The sequence below is a fragment of the Desnuesiella massiliensis genome, assembly GCF_001403615.1.
Taxonomy (GTDB): Bacteria; Bacillota; Clostridia; order Clostridiales; family Clostridiaceae; genus Desnuesiella; species Desnuesiella massiliensis.
Genome location: NZ_LN879453.1, coordinates 200928 through 220054, shown reverse-complemented (window position 1 = coordinate 220054; position 19127 = coordinate 200928). Strand labels below are relative to the sequence as shown.

Annotated in this window: 16 protein-coding genes; 9 read left to right on the top strand and 7 right to left on the bottom strand. The window is 31.9% G+C overall.

The window, feature by feature from the left end; genetic code table 11:
* The first annotated feature begins 295 nt into the window (after positions 1-295).
* The 7 genes from murI (at position 296) to BN2665_RS03600 (ending at position 6271) form a co-directional block, all read left to right on the top strand.
* A complete protein-coding gene (gene murI / locus BN2665_RS03630; protein WP_055665753.1) occupies positions 296-1087 on the top strand; it encodes a glutamate racemase in 792 nt (263 codons plus the stop codon).
* A 243-nt stretch (positions 1088-1330) separates the two neighbouring features.
* Positions 1331-1597, top strand: a complete 267-nt coding sequence (locus BN2665_RS03625; protein ID WP_055665752.1) for an STAS-like domain-containing protein — start codon at positions 1331-1333, stop codon at positions 1595-1597.
* Positions 1598-1790: 193 nt separating this feature from the next.
* Complete coding sequence (locus tag BN2665_RS03620; protein ID WP_055665751.1) at positions 1791-2306, top strand: peptidylprolyl isomerase; 516 nt, start codon at positions 1791-1793, stop codon at positions 2304-2306.
* A 12-nt stretch (positions 2307-2318) separates the two neighbouring features.
* Positions 2319-2690 carry a DUF3783 domain-containing protein gene (locus BN2665_RS03615; RefSeq protein ID WP_055665750.1) on the top strand — a complete coding sequence of 124 codons (372 nt, stop codon included), beginning with the start codon at positions 2319-2321 and terminating at the stop codon, positions 2688-2690.
* Entirely contained in the window at positions 2691-3383 is a 693-nt protein-coding gene (locus tag BN2665_RS03610; RefSeq protein WP_055665749.1) for an XRE family transcriptional regulator, read from the top strand. It begins immediately after the preceding gene.
* A 13-nt stretch (positions 3384-3396) separates the two neighbouring features.
* Complete coding sequence (locus BN2665_RS03605) at positions 3397-4497, top strand: ABC transporter substrate-binding protein (protein WP_055665748.1); 1101 nt, start codon at positions 3397-3399, stop codon at positions 4495-4497.
* Position 4498: 1 nt separating this feature from the next.
* A complete protein-coding gene (locus tag BN2665_RS03600; protein WP_055665747.1) occupies positions 4499-6271 on the top strand; it encodes an HD domain-containing phosphohydrolase in 1773 nt (590 codons plus the stop codon).
* Between the two features lie 146 nt (positions 6272-6417).
* Here BN2665_RS03600 and BN2665_RS03595 read toward each other — a convergent pair whose 3' ends face one another.
* Together BN2665_RS03595 and BN2665_RS03590 are read right to left on the bottom strand one after the other, a co-directional pair.
* On the bottom strand, positions 6418-8046 hold the full coding sequence (locus tag BN2665_RS03595) for an IS1182 family transposase (RefSeq protein WP_055665746.1): 1629 nt from the start codon (positions 8044-8046) through the stop codon (positions 6418-6420).
* A gap of 75 nt (positions 8047-8121) precedes the next feature.
* Complete coding sequence (locus BN2665_RS03590; protein ID WP_055665745.1) at positions 8122-9951, bottom strand: SpoIID/LytB domain-containing protein; 1830 nt, start codon at positions 9949-9951, stop codon at positions 8122-8124.
* 293 nt (positions 9952-10244) lie between these two features.
* Between BN2665_RS03590 and BN2665_RS03585 the strand changes: the two genes are divergently transcribed.
* Both BN2665_RS03585 and BN2665_RS03580 read left to right on the top strand, forming a co-directional pair.
* The gene (locus BN2665_RS03585) at positions 10245-12044 is read left to right on the top strand and encodes a heme NO-binding domain-containing protein (protein ID WP_055665744.1); all 1800 of its coding nucleotides are present in this window, start codon (positions 10245-10247) and stop codon (positions 12042-12044) included.
* A gap of 197 nt (positions 12045-12241) precedes the next feature.
* Positions 12242-13846, top strand: coding sequence for an IS1182 family transposase (locus BN2665_RS03580; RefSeq protein WP_055665788.1), 1605 nt, complete (start codon positions 12242-12244; stop codon positions 13844-13846).
* 197 nt (positions 13847-14043) lie between these two features.
* On the opposite strand, the gene BN2665_RS03575 is transcribed toward BN2665_RS03580, so the two are convergent.
* The 5 genes from BN2665_RS03575 to BN2665_RS03555 all read right to left on the bottom strand — a co-directional run bounded on the left by BN2665_RS03575 (position 14044) and on the right by BN2665_RS03555 (position 19042).
* On the bottom strand, positions 14044-14754 hold the full coding sequence (locus BN2665_RS03575) for a 2-phosphosulfolactate phosphatase family protein (protein ID WP_055665743.1): 711 nt from the start codon (positions 14752-14754) through the stop codon (positions 14044-14046).
* Position 14755: 1 nt separating this feature from the next.
* Positions 14756-15700, bottom strand: coding sequence for a PucR family transcriptional regulator (locus tag BN2665_RS03570; RefSeq protein WP_055665742.1), 945 nt, complete (start codon positions 15698-15700; stop codon positions 14756-14758).
* Positions 15701-15713: 13 nt separating this feature from the next.
* Positions 15714-16823, bottom strand: coding sequence for an ABC transporter ATP-binding protein (locus BN2665_RS03565; RefSeq protein ID WP_055665741.1), 1110 nt, complete (start codon positions 16821-16823; stop codon positions 15714-15716).
* An 82-nt stretch (positions 16824-16905) separates the two neighbouring features.
* Complete coding sequence (gene mnmL, locus BN2665_RS03560) at positions 16906-17844, bottom strand: tRNA modification radical SAM protein MnmL/YtqA (RefSeq protein WP_055665740.1); 939 nt, start codon at positions 17842-17844, stop codon at positions 16906-16908.
* A 64-nt stretch (positions 17845-17908) separates the two neighbouring features.
* A complete protein-coding gene (locus BN2665_RS03555; RefSeq protein ID WP_055665739.1) occupies positions 17909-19042 on the bottom strand; it encodes a hypothetical protein in 1134 nt (377 codons plus the stop codon).
* Positions 19043-19127: the final 85 nt, after the last annotated feature.

Sequence of the window (19127 nt, the reverse complement as noted above, 5' to 3'; positions counted from 1 at the left end):
AACATAGATATGTGTACGTAAAAAGAATTGAAATAAAAATATAGGATGATTTTATTATAAAGAAAACCTTGTGTCAATAGAAAAAATATGAAGTATACTAAGGAAATTGTTTCAAAAAACAAGAAAATCAGATGAAAACGTTTGTACGAACTATAGAATTCAAAATAAGATTATCATACGTATAAAATATTATATATTTTTTTACAACAAAATATTTTTTTGATAAAATAGTGTTTATGAGTGATAAAAAGAGCATATGTATAGATAATATTTCAATCATTAAGGAGTGATGTATATGGAACTAGAGGATGTAAATAGTAGACCCATTGGCTTTTTTGATACTGGGGTTGGCGGTATAAGCGTTTTAAAAAAGACCTTAGAAATACTTCCTAATGAAAACTACATATATTTTGGAGATTCAAAAAATGCTCCTTATGGGGTAAGACCTCTAGAAGAAGTAAAGAAGTTAACCTTTAATGCAATACAGCTTCTTTTAGATAAAGGATGTAAAGCTATTGTAGTGGCCTGTAATACTGCTACTAGTGCTGCCATAGAGGATTTAAGAAAAGAATATAAGCATATTCCTATAATAGGCATAGAACCTGCACTAAAACCTGCTGTAGAAATGAGAAAAAAAGGCAAAATACTCATAATGGCTACCCCTCTAACCTTAGCAGAAAAGAAATTTAGTAATTTAGTAAAGGTCTATGCTAAGGATTCAGTTATCGAATCAGTTCCCTGCGCTGGATTAGTAGAGATTATTGAAAAAGGCACTTTGGAAGGAAAAGAATTAAATAGATTCTTAAAACAAAAGCTGGCAAAGAGCTTGAAAACGGATATCGCAGCTATAGTGTTAGGGTGCACTCATTATCCATTTATTAGAAAAGAACTGCAAAAGGTAGTAGGTAAAGCTGTGAGTATCATCGATGGCAGTGAAGGTACTGCAAGGGAGCTTAAAAGAAAACTAGAGGAAAAAGAATTAGTCAATACTTCACTTTCTAAAGGTAAAATAGAAATATTAAATTCCAGTGAAGAGGAATTTTTAGTTAGGTATTGCTATAAATTGTTAGAGTTAAAAGAGCATTAATAAGCCATCTAAAAAATAACTAGTCGGTGTATCTTTACATTTTACTAGTTATTTTTTATGAGTAAGGTGGTTTTTGATTTTTTTAAGTCATAATTTTAAGTAAAAGAATAAATATAATCTATTTTCAAAAAAGTTAAAAATTTTAAAAATCACATTGTTAAATAGTTGACAAACTTAGAATGGGGTGTTATATTATAAGTGTAAGATGAATTGAAAGAAAATTTAAAAAATGGGGTGTCTTATATGGATATAAAGGTAAAAGAAGTTTTGGGAACAAAGTTTAGTGATGAGGATGCTATTGTATTAAGAAACTATATAAAAGCTAATATGGATAAAGAACTTATACTAGATTTTTCTGATATAAATAAGGTTCCAACTACATTTTTATGTTGTCTATTCACTGAATTAATATACACTGAGGGAAGAGATTATATTTTTTCGAGGATAAACGTTAAAAACTTATCAAACTACAGAGATTATAGAAGAGTAGTTCTAGGTACTGCATTTTAATATTTATAGCTAAGGCGCTTTCTGTGTTTAAAATAGGGGTTGGTTGATATACCAGTCCTTTTATTTTTGCAATAAATTAAGATTTAAGAATGCTATTAAAAATACAGAATAAAATATTGAGTATAATATAAGTTACAGAGTATAATAGGAGTAATAATATATATTTAATTTTAAGGTTTGAAAGGAGAAAAATATGAATCCAATAGTAAATATAAAAACCAATAATGGTGGTAATATAAAGATTGAACTTTATCCTGAGGTAGCTCCAAATACAGTGAATAACTTTATTAGTCTTGTAAATAAGGGTTTCTATAATGGGCTGATATTTCATAGGGTTATACCAGGTTTTATGATTCAAGGTGGATGCCCGGAAGGCACAGGAATGGGCGGTCCTGGTTACTCAATAAAAGGAGAATTCACCTCAAATAAGTTTAAGAATACTTTAAACCATCATAGAGGGGTTATTTCCATGGCTAGAGCTAATCATCCAAACTCTGCAGGAAGTCAATTTTTTATAATGGTTGAGGATGCACCTCATTTAGATGGGCAATATGCTGCTTTTGGAAAAGTGTTAGAGGGAATGGAGCTTGCAGATGCTATCGTAGCTACTAAAACAGATTTTAGAGATAGACCTTATGAAGATCAAGTAATGGAAGAAGTAACGGTAGATACCTTCGGCGTTGATTATAGTGAGCCAGAAAGAGTATAAAGGAGTGTGAATATGTTGAGTAATGACAAGTTAATGCTTGCTTACGGTCTAGAAAAGGAACACCTAGATATACTAAAGATGTCCAATATTAACCATAAGGTAGTTACTGCCGAAATGGGTAATATGAAAATAGAAGATATAATCGAAGGATTAAAATTTGATATATATACTGGAGAGATTCCAAATGAGAAGGTAATTTTATTTAATAATTATGAAGATAGCGAATTAGATAAGGTCATAAAGTTAATTAGAGCTACTATGGGAAAAGAGGTTATATTAGCAGTAGTTACAGAAACCTCTGCTCAGTGGTCTTTTAATTATTTATTGGAGCATCTCATGGAAGAAAGAGAATGGTATAAGAACAGTCAGAAAGGGCGAGCATAATTGAGTAGAGTAGGAGAAAAAATTAAAAAAGCGCGATTAGAAAGCAACATCACTCAAAAGCAATTAGCTAAAAAGCTAGGTGTAGCAGAGAGTTATGTTAATGAAATAGAAGCAGGAAGAAAAATAGTTAATGAAAGTTTAATGTCAAGAATATCTAAAGCTCTAAATAGAGAAATAAACGATATAGGTATGTCTGTAGAAGAAGAAACCTTTAAAGAGTCAGCTAAAGAAGTAAACACCGAGGTTAAAAGGGTTTATTCCATGGAAACCTCTCCTAAAAAGCCTGTGGAAGAGGTGTGGAATCAAGCCTTTGGAGATGTTTTAAAGAATGTGCCAGTAATGGATTATTCATTACAAAAGTCTATTGCCTATAGGCAACTGCCTGTACATGGTAACAAGATAGAAGGATATGCCTTAGATAAAGTGTTTTTTTTAGAGATAGAGAATGATGATATGGCTGGATTTAGAATATCAAAAGGCGATATTGCCTTTTGCCATAGTATTAAAGAAGTTGAAAATAATACTATATGCTTATTAGAGCATAATGGGGAAAGATTTATAAGGCAAGTTAAAAAATTAGATAATACAAAGGCCTTGCTTATATATAATAAAGGCACCCTTAAAACAGAAACTGTAAATGTGAAGGATATTAGAGTCATTGCAAAGTTAGATAAAGTAGAAATAAAACTATAAAAAAGAGGTAATTATGAAAAAAATTTATGGTTTATTAGCAATACTGTTGACTCTACTTTTTGGAGTATTTATCTTATTAAAGATAAATACTCCTGTTAAAATAGCTTTGATTGGAGACTTTGAAGAAGAGGGGAATGCCTTTTGTACTACATCCCTATTTGCTGCCAGAATAGCTGAAGAGCAAATAAATAAGGATAAGGGGATATTCGGCAGAAAAATAAAAATAATAATAAAGAATACAAATTTTTCAGACACAGAGACCATTTTTGAAGAACTAAAAAAGGAAAATGTAGAGCTTATAATATCTACAGCCACCAGCGAAAATTTAGTTAAAATAAGACCTTTTTTAAAGAAGTACGATATGATATGCCTAAGTGCTAATGCTACGGCTACATCCTTGAGTGGTATAGAGGATAATATATATAAGCTTCTTCCCGATGATTCAGAAGAAGTACAAGCTCTCTTTGATCATCTAGACAAAGATAAGATAGAAAAGAATTTTACCGTAATTTATAACAAGGAAAATAAGGAGTATGTTGCTTCTGTAGAAAGTGAGATATTAAAGCGGGGAGGAAGGATTGCCTACAAGATTACTTGGCAAGAGCATTATGAGCTTTTTGAGGTAAACTATCCTCAGGAGATAATGAATTCTTCTGCAATTTTAACCCTATGTTCTGCTACAGAAAGTGCTTTTGTAGCTCAAAAACTAAATATGATAGATATTAAAAATAAACCTATTTTTAGTTTTTCATGGAGCGGAGATTATAATTTAATAGAATATGGAGGTAAGAGCATAGAAGGATTTACAGTAATTACTCCCATAGATATAAGTTCAAAATATGGACATTATGATGCCTTAGAAAAAGAGTTAGCTAGTTTTAATAAAAAAAATAGCATGATTACTGCAACTACCTATGAGGCTATATATATAGCTAGGGATATATACGGAGAAAAATTCACAAAGCATAAAAGTTTAAAGAGTATATTATCAGATAGAGAGAGCTTTGAAGGTATAGAGTCAAAGATCAGCTTTGATAAGTATGGAGATTCCAAAAGAAAAGAATATATACTAAGAGCAAATAAAGGGGAATTTTCTAAAGTGGAGGATAAGTAGCATGGACTCTAAAAAGATTGGAAGTATTAAAGAAGCGTCCTTTTATGGAATGCTTAAAGCTAGTATGCTGTTTTGCCTATTTATAATAACTATCGTAGGAATGTTCTCACTTTCTCTATCCTATATAATGATGAAATCCAATGAAGAAAACCTTTCCAATGTGCTTATTTCTAATATAACCCAAAAAGAAAATAGACTAGAGGCTATGTGCAAAAATTTAGCGAGAATTATGGAAAGTAAGCTTGCAGACGAGGATAAAATTAAGTCCATGGAGCTTAAAATTAAGGATGAACAAGATGTTTCGGGATTCATTATATTAGATGACAAGGGTAAAGTTATCAAAGCATCTCAGAGCTATGTTGGACTTTTAAATTATGATTTTAGTAAAAAAAGTTATTATAAAAAGGCTATTAATGCAAACAATACTATTATATCTGATCCTTTTGTATCTAATTTTAGTAAGAAAGTATCCATGAGCTTTGTAACTCCCTTTGAATTAAATGAAGCTAAAGCTTTTATGGTTCTATTTATAAGTCCTGATTTTATCCAAAGCTCTAAGGAGGTAAAGGACATAAAGTATTACGTTGCTTGGAATAATGGTGAGGTTATATTTTCAAGCGATTCAAGGAATAATAGCGATATAAGATTACTTGATTCACAAATAATATACAATATGCGGAATGGTAATTTTAAAACCTTTATGCATAGGGATTCCAATGCTAATAAATATACGCTGACAACCATTAGAGCAGATGAAAGCAGTTCCACTTATGTTATTATACAGCACAGTATATTTGCCAATTTAGATGTATTTAAAGGCATAATTTTTATTTCATTCATAACAATAGTGTTGCTTCTAATGTTTATTTTGCTGTTTTCTGCTAGAAATTCTGGTATTATTACAAAATATATAAATATATTATTAACCAAAGTATCAAAAATTGAACAAGGAAATTATGACTTATCCTTACAAGATCTGTACCCTTACAAGGAAGTAAATGATTTTATGAATAGATTTTACAATATGGCTAAAAAGGTTAACCAGAGAGAACAGGAGCTATTGGTATATAATGAAGAATTAAAGGCTTCCAATGACGAGGTAACAGAAATGATAAGTACTATAAACAAAAAAGAAAGAGAAAAACAAGATCAGTACATACAGATTATTCATGCATTATTAAATTTAATAGAGATAAAGGATGAGTACACTGCGGGACATTCAAAAATGGTAACTATCTATGCTCTGCAGATTGGGGAGCGCCTTAATATGGAGTATAACTTTCATATTAATTTAGAGAGACTAAGGGTAGCATCAATTTTACATGACATAGGTAAAATAGGAATAGCAGGAAATATATTAAATAAGCCCGGGAGATTAACAGAAGAAGAATACGAAGAAATAAAAACTCATTCTATAAAAGGATATAATTCTTTAAAAGAAGTTAAAAATTTAAAAGAGGAGACAGTGATAATAAAGCATCACCATGAAAGATATGATGGTAAGGGTTATCCCGATGGATTAAAGGGAGATGCTATTCCCTTGGGGGCCAGAATTGTATGTGTTGCAGATGCTTATGATGCCATGACATCGGATAGACCTTATAGAAATGGTATGGCAAAAGAAGTAGCTATAAAAGAACTAATAAAAAATAAGGGTACTCAATTTGACCCTTTCGTAGTAGATGTTTTTTTAAACTGTTTAGATGTTACTCATACAGAAGCGGCTCTGAGCGATTTAAATGGGGCTGTCGCATTAGCGGTTAAAAACCGCTAATGCTCAGCTCCTATTTTGTACTGTTTTATAGCAATTTTAAAGAGATTTGCAAATAAATTCATCTCTATACCTTAAAAATGGCGCACTTTAATAAGCCCTTTCGCTTAAGACTTTTTTCAGAATACTTGTTTTTTAAAAGTCTAAAATTAGGCAGTGCTTTTTAACAAAAAAAGGTGTGTTCCAGTTCTGTTTGACTGAATTTTGTTATGTAGTTTGTTTATGTTATGTGCCATAGCCAAAAGGATACTTTCGGACAAAACATTCTGCTTTCCTTTGCACAGAAATCTTCGAAATCCCATATCTTGCTTAATCTCTCCAAAAGAACCTTCAGCTTGTATGCTTCGATTCATTCTGAGTTCACAACCTTCTTTGCTTACAATTCTTTCGAGATCCTTTTTCCTCAGCATGTTAAATAACTTTGATGTTTCAAGATTTTTTAATCTTTCTTCTAATGGAGTTTTACAGTTGTTTCCTTTTATACATCTACTTTTGTGTGAACAGTTACTGCAATCCTCGCAGATATATATGGTTTTCTCACTTTGATATCCAGTTTTACTTTTTCTTTTTATCGTTTTGCTAACTGTTAACTTTTTATTATTTTCACAAGTATAGTAATCACCAGCTTCATTGTATTCCATGTTTTCTATTCGACTGATGTCATTCTTGTATTTTCTTGTTTTAGATATTTCATAGTTTGATGGTTTGATAAATGCCAGTTGTCCATTTTCTTCAAGATACACATAATTCTCTTCGCTTTCATATCCAGCATCTGCAACCACTTTTTTATATCTAAATGTTAGGAACGCCTCCATACTTTTGAGAAATGGAATTATGGTGTTGGTATCTGTGGGCTGGTCGCCCACGGTAAGCCACACTATATATTCAGAGTCCACACCATGCTGAACATTATAACCTGGTTTTAGCTGTGAGTTGCGCATATGATCATCTTTCATGTGCATAAAAGTTGCATCATGATCAGTCTTCGAATAACTATTACGATCACCACAAATATATATTTTCTGGGTGTATTCTTTTAATTTATCAAGGTATTCCTCAAGTTTTTCAATGGATCGCTGCAATGAAGTTTTTCTTTTTCCACATCCATGTACAAACTCTATCTTTTCTTTATGTTTCAGAGTATAAAGTTTTTTTCGCAGCTTTTTTACGTGTTTCATTTTTACTTTATTCTGATAAACAAGCTTGATGCCGTATAATTCCTCGCATTCAGCCACTAAATCTGCTAATTTAATTAGTAGCTTTTCTAAGTTTTTTGTAACAGCTTTTTTCCAAACAAAAGTATATTTGTTTGCACAAGCCTCAATTTTTGTGCCATCAATGAAAACAGCATCTCCAGATATCTCTCCTATGTTAAGAAGAAACTTTGTCATTTCAGCTAGAATTCTTTCAGCACAGGGTGCAAAGTGCAAGCTTCTAAATCTTGCAAAAGTTGAATGATCAGGTTTTGGTGAATTTTCAAGAAGGTACATGAAGTTAATATCACGATGACATGCTGTTTCCATGGCACGAGATGAATAACTATGATTCATGTAAGAATAGAGTACAATCTTCAGCATCTGACGTGGTGTTGCTTGATTTTCCCTAACTCGGGAATAAGTCGAATATAAATCTTCTAAATCCATCTCCTCTACAAATTGACTTAGCAAACGCACTGAATCATTTTCTGGGATCATACAATCGATATTTATTGGAAGTTTTAATTGAAAATATCTTTGATTAAGTGTATAATTTTTTTGTAAAATGTTATGTTTTAGCATACTAATATTTTACCATAAATCCCTTACTTCTCGAAGTTCGGGATTTATTTTTTTGCACAAAAAAGGAGCTACGCACTAATCACTTAGTGCGACAGCCCCATTTATTTTATTTAAGGATATATTTTTATAAAAAGTATTTAATATTTGAATATAATCATACCCAAGCTTTCCTAATTCCATGGCGCCATATTGGCTCATACCTACACCATGGCCATAACCACCGCCATAAAGAGTAAATGTATTATCCTTTCTTTCCACAGCAAAAAAGGAAGAGGGCAAGAAATTAAAGTTTTTTAAGGGTTCGTCTTTATATCTTATAATTTCAAGGTCATAACCGTTGAATTCCTTATTACATCTAATGGAGCTTCGTATATTATAATCGTTTTTAACGTATACTACAGCATTTCCAAAGATAAATCTTATTTCTAATATATTGCCTCCAGAGCTTCTTTTTGAAGCTTCTACGGCTTTTAGGTCTGTTAGAATTGGTAATTTTTTTAGCTGCTTTTTATCTTTCTTATCTCTAATTTTTATAAAATCTTTTCTATTCTCAAATATTAGTTTTAAGGATTTATTTAGGTTGTTTTCCAAGGTTTCTTTGGAAAACTCTATCTTCCATCTGAAGTAAGGAGAAGCGCTGTCAATGGCTTTTAACCCGATGTTTTTATAGAAATCTAGCCACTCCTTTTCACTGCTAGGCAAATTCCCTTTAGGTATCATATAATTTTCAGTGCTTAGGTAGGGTTTATTTTCACTAGAGTCATCGGCATTAAACCAGATATCGCTAAAATTCACTCCAGTACCAGCAGAAGAAGAGTAGTATTTAGCGTCAATGGGCTTATCTTTATAAGTCATTATAATTCCTTTAGTAGCACTTACAGCTTCATTGGTCTTGGGATAGGTTTTAATATTGTTGTATACCTGACTTTTAGTACTATCATCTACATAAAAACCTGAATCTTCAAATCTATTATTAAGCATATCAGATATGGCATAGGTTCTTGCAGCAATGGATTGGCATTTTAAGGCCTCTAAAGCTGAGTATGCTGGCATCTCAGAGGGTACTACCTTGGTTAGATAATCCTCTAATGGCACTTCGTTTACTAGTCTTAGGCCTTTTTCGTGAAGGGTTACTTCAAGAATACCATTATAAGAAGGATTAAAACTCGGAGAACCTCGATTAATAGTTTTAACTGTTAGGTTTTCCCCTTTAATATAAACTCTGTTTTTAAAGCTTAGAGTGGTACCATTATATTTTATATTTATTTTATCCCCAGACTTTTCTACTAATATAGAGCTATTTTTATTTAAGTTAGCATTTATATCTTCGGTCTTTGAAAAAACAGTACAGGGCTCTGAGCACTCCATTGATATGCTTTGATGATATAAGGAGTTAAAGTTTGTGGTAGATAATCCAACTCTCATATAGTCATAGTCCATGGGGTAGATTATAAAAGTTTTAAGCCTTCCTTTAGAGTCATAGTAACTAGATACATTATTTTTACCAATGATTAATAAATTGGCATTATTTAAAGCTAGTTCACGGTTTTTATCCATAGAATAGTAGTATCTTTTCTTTGATAAAGGCTTTAACCCTTGTTTTTCTAGTTCATAATTATCACTATTTTTAGTCATTATTCTTTCCTTTATAGGTGTTAGTTTTTCTATATTAAAATTACTAAATAGGTTGCGTTTAAAATTTATTACCTCATACTTAGATAAGGCATTATTAGGAAGCTTATATTTTTTTACTTTATCTCCTACATAGAAGATGCTGTAATCTCCCTCGGTTTTTAAAAATATTGCATTTTCAACTTTTATGGGATATAATGCCAATATTATTAAAAATGCTATTAAAATCAGGCAATAAATTAACAGAGAATTATATTTCTTAAAAATATTCATACGGTCTCCTTGTTTAACAATTCATATTATTACATTAATATTGTAGTCAAAGAGTAGTGTATTTATGCATGTTTAGAAGTATATTTCCATTGATAACTAAAATAATATATTAAATAATAATTATTGTAATTTTAATAACAAAACTATTTTAAAAAATTGTATTTTGATGTAGAATTAATAAGTAAGAGTAAAATAATATAGGTTATCATTGCATAATTTTTCAATATTTTTAATTATTTTGTATTTGTGTTTAAGGATTAAAAACTTAAATAATTTAATTGGGGGGATATACAATGAAAGGAACGGTTGTTTCCACATGGATGAGAACCAGTAGAAGCCTATATGGCGATGAAATAGTGGACAAGGCTATGGAAAGCGTAGGCTGGTCTCCTAATAAGATTTTTACACCTGTTGAAACGGTAGAAGATGATAAGATAAAGAAAGTCATTGGAGAAATAGCTAAAGCTAAAAAAATGGATATAGGACAATTATGGAGAATTATTGGAAAGGATAATTTAAAATCTTTCCAAAAAGATTATCCTGCTTTCTTTAATCATGAAAACTTATATTCATTTTTGAAATCTTTATTTGATATACATGTAGTCATGACTAAGAAATTTGCTGGAGCAAAGCCTCCTTTAGTTGAAATAGAGCCTATATCAAGCAGAGAAGCCTATTTTAGCTATAGATCGGAAAGAGGAATGTTTGACTATTTTATGGGATTACTAGAAGGCAGCAGCGAGTTTTTTAAAGAAAAAATTGAAATAGAGCAAATGGAGAAAGCTAGTAATTATCTAAAGATTAAATTGACCTTCGATAAAGATATATATTACAAAAAGAAGTATTTAGTAAGCAATATACTCTCATTAGGGTTCATAAAGAGCTTTGAGTTAAAAAGTAGTATATTTACCTTTTTGGTTACTACTTTAGCTGCTTTACCAATTATAGGGATAAGCGGCAGTATAAAAGCTGTAATTATAGGGTTTGTAGCAGCTTTAGCGGCTTTTCTAGCCACTTCTGCTATGCTAAAACCAAAGGCTTTAATAGAGGAAGAAATAAATAGACTTCTAGAAAATAAATATAGCTATGAAGGAAAAATAGAAACCAAGGATTTCTTTGAGGATATTTATGAACTTTTAAACAAATATAAGAAGGTAGTAAGAGCAGATTTTACAGGTTTTAAAGGCGTTACCGATGAGATGAATACCTTTGTGGATAATATCAACAAGATATCTGATTCTATGAACCATACTTCTAATGAAATATCAGGGGTAGTGGAGCAAGTGGCTAATGGAGCTGTTACTCAAGCTGAAAACTCTGAACAATCAGTGCAGCTGCTAAATGATAATATTCAAACCTTAAAAGCTATAGTAGAAAATGAAAATGAAAATAAAGAAGAGTTGGAAAAGGCTATTGAAAAAATCAATAATAGCTATAATAGTGTAGACAATGCAAGTAAGAATATATTAAATACTTTGGACAGCTTCTTAGAGGTTAGAGACAAAGGCGTTATGCTTCAAAACAAAGCTAATGATATAACTAATATTGTGTCTATAGTATCAGGAATATCAGAACAAACTAACCTTCTTGCCTTAAATGCATCCATTGAAGCGGCTAGAGCAGGAGAACAAGGTAGAGGCTTTGCTGTAGTAGCTGAGTCTATAAGAAAATTGGCGGAGCAGTCTAAAGGGGCAGTGCAAGAAATAAATTCAAATTTAGCTCAATTTGTTCAGGATATAAGCTTGCTTGTAGATAATATAGGTAATCAATATGATGTATTGGAAAATGAAACTAAAAGCCTAGAAAAAGTAAGAGATATAAGCTATGAGGCTAATGAATCCATACAATCTGTATCTTCCTCTATGATAAAGACCATAGATGAGCTTAATAAAGAGGCTGACTCTATATCTAGTATATATGACACTATAGAATCTCTGGCTGCTATAGCAGAAGAAAACTCTGCATCCTCTGAGGAGGTTAGCGCTAGCGTTTCTAATTATACTAATGAAATAATGAAATTAATTGATAATATTCACGACTTTAAGAAGATAACAGAAGAATTTAAGGATGATTTAGAGAGATATAATATATAGGAGAATGCACAGTGCACAATCCACAATGAATTAAGGGGAGTTTTTCTCCACTGACGTTGCGAAAAAATTGATAATTTATAAAGGGGATGTTGCACAACTAACTAAACTAAATAGTTAGCTGCGCAGCAGCTTCTTTTTTTGTTCGAAAAATTAAAATGCGGCGCCCGTGGGCACCGCAAGTGTTGTATAATTATAGTATGCAAAAACCAAATTATCAACATAAAAATTATACTTCATCAAATGGATATTATCAACTGGTTCTTCCATTTGATTTTGAAATGTTGATACCTGAGGATGATTCAGTCCGCCTGCTTAGCCAAATATTGGAGGGATTAAATTACGAAAAATTATACAAGGCGTACTCTTCCGTTGGAAGAAAACCGGCAGTGGAACCTAAAATCCTATTTAAGGTATTAACATATGCTTATTCAAACAACATATATTCGAGTAGAAAGATTGAAACAGCATGCAGAAGGGATATTAACTTCATGTGGTTGCTTCAAGGCGCGAAAGCACCGGATCACGCTACAATTGCTAGGTTTAGAAAAGAATATTTATCAGAAGCAGTGGAAGACTTGTTTTATCAGCTAGTTCAATATCTTCATAGTATAGGAGAAATCAATTTTGAGAATCTTTTTGTAGATGGAACGAAAATTGAAGCAAATGCTAATCGCTACACTTTTGTATGGAAAAAAGTTGTTAATAAAAATGAAAGCAAGATGTTTGAGAAGATACAGTCTTGCATTGAAGCTGTTAACTTAAGCTTTATGACAAACTTTGCTGTCGCAAAGGATAACACTGCTCAGGATATTAAGAAAGTACTTGACTTTATTAATCAAAAGATAAATGAAGAAAATATAGAGCTAGTTCATGGTATTGGTAAGCGCAAATCAAAGCTTCAGAAATTCAAAGAGGAGCTAGAATGTTACTATGAGCGTCAAGAGAAATACAACATGCATAATGGGATATTCAATGGAAGAAATAGTTATTCGAAGACTGACCATGATGCAACTTTTATGCACATGAAAGATGATCATATGCGCAACTCACAGCTAAAACCAGGTTATAATGTTCAAATAGGAGTAGAAAGTGAATATGTAACTGGTGTTGGTATATTTCAGGATAGAGCTGATATTACTACACTAATACCATTTCTAGATGATATGAAATCAAACTTAGGAGTTAAATATAAAAATATCATTGCTGATTCTGGTTATGAAAGTGAAGAGAATTATATTTACCTAGAAAATCAAGGGCAAAAATACTACATAAAACCTCAGACCTATGAAAAGTGGAAGAAGAAAAGCTTTAAGAAGGATATTAGCAAGCGTGAAAATATGACCTATAACGAAGAAAAAGATGAGTATACCTGCCATAATGGGAAGCATTTGAAAAAGATAGGTATAGCCCATAGAACTTCAGCTACTGGCTATAGTTCAGAGACAACTGTTTATGAATGTGAAGATTGCAGTAACTGCCAGTTTAAAGCAAAATGTACAAAAGCACGAGGAAATAGGAAAATGCAGGTATCTAAAACATTTGTAGCAAAGCGTCAGATATCCCTTGAAAACATAACATCCTCAGAGGGTATTATGTTAAGGATAAACCGTTCAATTCAAGTAGAAGGAGCTTTTGGAGTACTAAAAAATGACTACCAATTCAATCGTTTCTTAACACGTGGCAAAAATAGTGTTAAGAATGAGTTCCTTCTTCTTTGTTTTGGTTTCAATATAAATAAATTGCATTCAAAAATACAAAATGATAGGTGCAAAAAACATCTTCATGAAGCAAAAATAGCCTAAGAGTAAGACAAAATTTCTCAAAAAAGTGTTAGGCTTATTTAAGTGCGTCAAAAAATCAAGAATTCATGAAAACTTGGAGTAATGGCCCTGTTTTTATAATCGATTTTTATCTGAATACAAAAAAGGAGTGGAGCAAACTACTTTTTAAAGTAGTTTTGCGACACTCCCTTTCTTTGGAATTTAAGATATATATTTTACTAATTAACATTTATTTCACCAGCTTTAAACTCTGGCACTATGTCTATTATGTCCTTTTGTATACAATAAGCTAAGTCCTCTTCTAAGCCTAAGCTCTTTATTACATTGTAATGCCTTGCATTTTTTATAAAGCCTAGTATATCCTTATTATTTTCATAGACGTACTTAGCGGTAAAGGCTATGTCTGTCAATTCTGCATAGTTATTTTCTAATAGGCAATGAATCATATAGCCTGCGCAAATAAAGTCATCCATGGAAAATTCACCATAGGTACCCGCATTGACAAATACCACATCTTCACCTTGAGCTAGAAGCTTTTTAGCTACAGCCTTTGCATTTATCATAGCTCCAATATAAATATTTTTGGCTTCTTTACATCCATTGATGGCTCTTGTGCCATTAGTGGTGGTTATAATCAAAGACTTATTTTCCATCAATTCTCTTTTATACTCTAAAGGAGAATTAGAGGCATCAAAGCCTTCTATTTTTAAAGCCCTTCTCTCTCCTCCAAGAACATAGTTATCTCTATTGTCCTTGCTAAGTTCTAAGGCTTCTTCTACAGTTAATAAAGGAATTACCTTATTACATCCATTATTTAAAGCTGTGACAATCACCGAAGTGGCTCTAAGCATATCTATTACCACTACATTTTTGTCCTTAATAACCTTATCTTTAATGTCATCTGCTGAAATGATTAAATCAATTTTCATTTTATCTGCTCTCCTTCCATACTAGGAAGGCTATTATAAATATAGTAGCTTGTTTGAAATCCCTTATGTCGTAGCCTGTATCTTTTGCTATCTTATCCAGCCTATATATTAACGTGTTTCTATGAATATATAATTTCTTTGCTGCTTCACTTATATTAAGACCACAATTAACAAATTCCTCTATAGTGTTAATCATTTCACTGTCAAAGGAATTGAATATACTCTTAAACTTATGCAAAAACTCATCTTTAGTTTTAGCACTTATATTATGTACTGTTTTCTCAAAAACCATGTCGTTATAATCATAAATCTCTGACTTGATTTCAAACTTTTTGCCTATTAACATGCATTCCTTAGCATCCTCATAGGCTCTCTTTATATCTAAAGCCTCAAAGGCTTCTTCTGAGTAGCTTATATAACATCTGCAATATAAGTTTGAAATTATGGTTTCTCTGATGCTCTGTGCATGTTCTCCCACTTCTTCAAAGTGACCTATAACTAATATGTGTTCATTATATATCATAGATATAATATCTTGTTCATTATATATCTGCTTAATAATGTTCAAGGCTTCATACTTGCTGCCGTCTACAGAAACTAAGAATAAGGTGCATCCTTGTGATAAAAAGGGGAAGTTTTTGTCTAGCTTCTCTGAAGCTAGACCCTTCCCCTCAAGGATATCAATAAATATTTGTTCTCTTACATTAAACAGTTCTCTATATTTATTTTCAATATAGAATTTAAGTAAGGATGTACAATTTTCATTTTTTACATGCAATATTAGCTTGGCTCTTTGCTTACCTAGGATCACTTGAACCTCTAAACGCTCAGAGTCTTTAAACTTCTCGCCACATTGATACATCAATATTCCATCCTCTGTCATAAGATTAAATGGAATATTGCTATTTTCACTTAATTCCTGCAAGAAGCCTTTGAAATTGTACATCTATTAATACCTCCTATAGAACTGCTAATTCAGTTTCTTTATCAAATATGTGAATTTTGCTTTCATCTAAAGCTATTTTAATAGTTTCTCCTGACTTAACTAGTGAGCTTCCATTTACTCTAGCTACTAAATTTGATTTTTCTTTTGATAGGTATATATAAGTTTCAGCTCCCATTAACTCTGTAACTTCTACATTAGCATTAAAAGTAGCCTTGTTATGAGCAGCTATGAAATCAGCTCCGTCGTCAAGATTTTCTGGTCTGATTCCCATGATAACATCTTTTCCTATATATCCTTTTTCCTTTAATACTTTTGCTTTATCTTCTGGAAGCTCTACGGTATCTTCTCCAAATACCACAAGAACTTTTCCACCTTCTTCAACAAGCTTTGAATCTATGAAATTCATTTGTGGACTTCCTATGAAGCCTGCAACGAATATGTTTGCTGGATGATCATATATATGTTGTGGTGTATCCACTTGTTGAACTACTCCATCTTTCATAACAACTATTCTTGTTCCCATAGTCATAGCTTCTGTTTGGTCGTGAGTTACATATATAAATGTAGTTTGTAACCTCTTATGAAGCTTTGATATTTCAGTTCTCATTTGAACTCTTAACTTAGCATCTAAGTTTGATAAAGGCTCATCCATAAGGAATACCTTAGGCTCTCTTACAATAGCTCTTCCTAAAGCAACCCTTTGTCTTTGTCCTCCTGATAAAGCTTTTGGCTTTCTGTCTAATAAATGCTCTATATCTAATATTCTAGCTGCTTCTTTAACTTTTTTATCTATTTCAGCTTTATCTACTTTTCTTAATTTTAACCCAAAAGCCATGTTGTCGTAAACACTCATATGAGGGTATAAAGCGTAGTTTTGGAAAACCATCGCTATATCTCTATCCTTTGGTGCCACATCGTTAACAATCTTGTCTCCTATGAATAATTCTCCTTGAGATATTTCTTCTAATCCAGCTATCATTCTTAAAGTTGTGGACTTACCGCAACCTGATGGTCCTACGAAAACTATAAATTCTTTATCTTTAATTTCTAAGTTGAAATCCTTTACTGCTGTCACATTACCAGCGTATATCTTAAATATATGTTTTAATGATAAATTAGCCATTCTAATTCCCTCCAAATATTTATTATAATTATATTTTATACTTTTGGAGGGCATTTATCTATTCGTAAAACTGACAAATCTATTAATCTGTATTTGTAGAAAAGTACAAACCCTGATATATGTCATTATCCTGAAGATAGCTATCTATAGCATTTAATATTTCCCATTTCTTCAAGCTCCACATAGGCCCAATAAGCAACTGTCTTGGCGCATCTCCAGTAAGCCTATGTATAACAGCCTGTTGTGGTAATATGGAAATAGCTTTGCATATTAACTCAATATACTCTTCTTGCTCTAAAAAGCTTAACCTGCCTTGCTCATAAAGCTTTACTAAGGGTGTGCCCTTCATCAAATGTAATAAATGAAATTTAACCCCTTGAATATCTAGCTTTGAAATATATCTAACCGTATTTAGCATATCTTCTTTTGACTCTTCTGGCAGCCCAAAAATTGTATGTACTACTACATCTATATTTCTAGCTCTAAGATTTCTGATAGCTTCTTCAAAAATTTCTAAGTTATAACCCCTATTTATTAATTTTGCAGTTTTATCCTTTGAAGTTTGCAGCCCAAGTTCCACCCACAAATATACCTTCTTGCTATATTCCTCTAATAAATCTAGTACATTGGGATCTAAACAGTCAGGTCTAGTTGCAATAGCTAAGGCTACTACACCTTCTTCTTTTAAGGCTTCGTCATATTTCTCCCTCAAAATCTCTAAAGAAGCATAGGTATTAGTATAAGCCTGAAAATAAGCTATATACTTACCTTCCTTCCACTTCTTATTCATCATCGCCTTGATCTCAGCAAATTGATCTCCTATACAAAAATTTCTATCCCCTGCAAAGTCTCCTGATCCCCTTTCACTGCAAAAAATACATCCGCCTTTGCTTATAGTGCCATCTCTATTGGGACAAGAAAACCCTGCATCTAAGGATATTTTGAAAATTTTTTCACCAAATTTATTTCTTAGGAAATAATTTAAGCTATGATATCTCTTATCTCCCCACATCTTTTGCATACTTCTTTCCTTTCTTTAATTATATAATATATCCTCAAAAAACAACTAATTTATATATATTATATCATAGCTTCTTTAGCTTAAACTCTTTAAAATTTATTTGCCATCTTCCTACCTTCTCCATATCCTCCTTGGTGGCTCCCTTTTTCTCCCTCACATCAAAATTTATTACATCCGTATCATAAGAATAAAATATGGTATCGAATTTTTCTATAGGAAATTGTTCCTCTATGGAAATTGGAATTGTCTCACCACTATCCACATTATATATTCTCATACCATAGCCTATATTTTCCTTTTTGTATTGCGCCATTATAAATTTTTCATCTAAAGAGAAACTTGTATACTGAACCTTACAATCTCTAAGCAAATCCAGGGATACCAATTCTTTTCCTATTGGCATCTCCTTGCTTTTTGACCCTGGGGTCACATTTTGTTGACCTCCCTGTTTGCCTTCTCCTCCACCTCCAGCTCCAGCTCCACCTCCTTGTTCTCCTCCTGTAGCGCCACCTTGCACAGCTAAGCTTTCATCAATCTTCACTACACCAATAAAAGAATTTTTATCATAGGTACATATAGCTAATTTATCTCCACTATAAGAAAAGGTAATATTGCCATATTCTTTTTTAGGAACTTTTATTTTACTTACATTTACCTTATCATTTTTAGGGAAAGCATATTGAGGTATTCCGTCCATATCTAAAATTAAATAAGTTTTTACATTATTTTTTTGTCTCATTCTAATAGCAAAATCCTGTTCAAAGCCTTCCTTTTCATTCATAGAGCTAATTTCTTTAATTTTATAATCTCCATCTTCTTTAACTATCTTTATAGTATAGATATCTAATACTCCTGTGGGTCTTTCCCTGACGCTTCTAGCTACTCTCACCTTAATTAATGCAGAGCTTCCCACCTCATTTACATCATCTAACTTATAGCCTTCTACTTTTAATTCACTACCCATTATCTCTACATTTTTTTCACTAAGTTCTTTGCTATATAGTTTTTTGGCATTTTCCATGTCATCGTTCATCAAATATATCATATAGCTATTTATTAAATTTATGGCTATTTTACTATTAAAGCTCTCTGCCGCTGCCTTTTCCTTACCTTCTTCCTTAGGCTGCTTTTTTTGAGAACAGGAACATAACAAAATAAAAGTTAATAGTAGGGCAATATAAGAAAACTTCTTTCTCAAATTCATCACCTCTTTAAGTATGTAGAAATATATAATTTCTTTTATTTTGCCCATTTTTCAAAATAAAACTCATTTTTATAAGCAA

What these genes read in the sequence shown, in the direction of transcription:
- murI (WP_055665753.1), top strand. Translation starts at nt 296, where the DNA reads ATGGAACTAGAGGATGTAAATAGTAGACCCATTGGCTTTTTTGATACT.
- BN2665_RS03625 (WP_055665752.1), top strand. Translation starts at nt 1,331, where the DNA reads ATGGATATAAAGGTAAAAGAAGTTTTGGGAACAAAGTTTAGTGATGAG.
- BN2665_RS03620 (WP_055665751.1), top strand. Translation starts at nt 1,791, where the DNA reads ATGAATCCAATAGTAAATATAAAAACCAATAATGGTGGTAATATAAAG.
- BN2665_RS03615 (WP_055665750.1), top strand. Translation starts at nt 2,319, where the DNA reads ATGTTGAGTAATGACAAGTTAATGCTTGCTTACGGTCTAGAAAAGGAA.
- BN2665_RS03605 (WP_055665748.1), top strand. Translation starts at nt 3,397, where the DNA reads ATGAAAAAAATTTATGGTTTATTAGCAATACTGTTGACTCTACTTTTT.
- BN2665_RS03600 (WP_055665747.1), top strand. Translation starts at nt 4,499, where the DNA reads ATGGACTCTAAAAAGATTGGAAGTATTAAAGAAGCGTCCTTTTATGGA.
- BN2665_RS03595 (WP_055665746.1), bottom strand. Translation starts at nt 8,046, where the DNA reads ATGCTAAAACATAACATTTTACAAAAAAATTATACACTTAATCAAAGA.
- BN2665_RS03590 (WP_055665745.1), bottom strand. Translation starts at nt 9,951, where the DNA reads ATGAATATTTTTAAGAAATATAATTCTCTGTTAATTTATTGCCTGATT.
- BN2665_RS03585 (WP_055665744.1), top strand. Translation starts at nt 10,245, where the DNA reads ATGAAAGGAACGGTTGTTTCCACATGGATGAGAACCAGTAGAAGCCTA.
- BN2665_RS03580 (WP_055665788.1), top strand. Translation starts at nt 12,242, where the DNA reads ATGCAAAAACCAAATTATCAACATAAAAATTATACTTCATCAAATGGA.
- BN2665_RS03575 (WP_055665743.1), bottom strand. Translation starts at nt 14,754, where the DNA reads ATGAAAATTGATTTAATCATTTCAGCAGATGACATTAAAGATAAGGTT.
- BN2665_RS03570 (WP_055665742.1), bottom strand. Translation starts at nt 15,700, where the DNA reads ATGTACAATTTCAAAGGCTTCTTGCAGGAATTAAGTGAAAATAGCAAT.
- BN2665_RS03565 (WP_055665741.1), bottom strand. Translation starts at nt 16,823, where the DNA reads ATGGCTAATTTATCATTAAAACATATATTTAAGATATACGCTGGTAAT.
- mnmL (WP_055665740.1), bottom strand. Translation starts at nt 17,844, where the DNA reads ATGCAAAAGATGTGGGGAGATAAGAGATATCATAGCTTAAATTATTTC.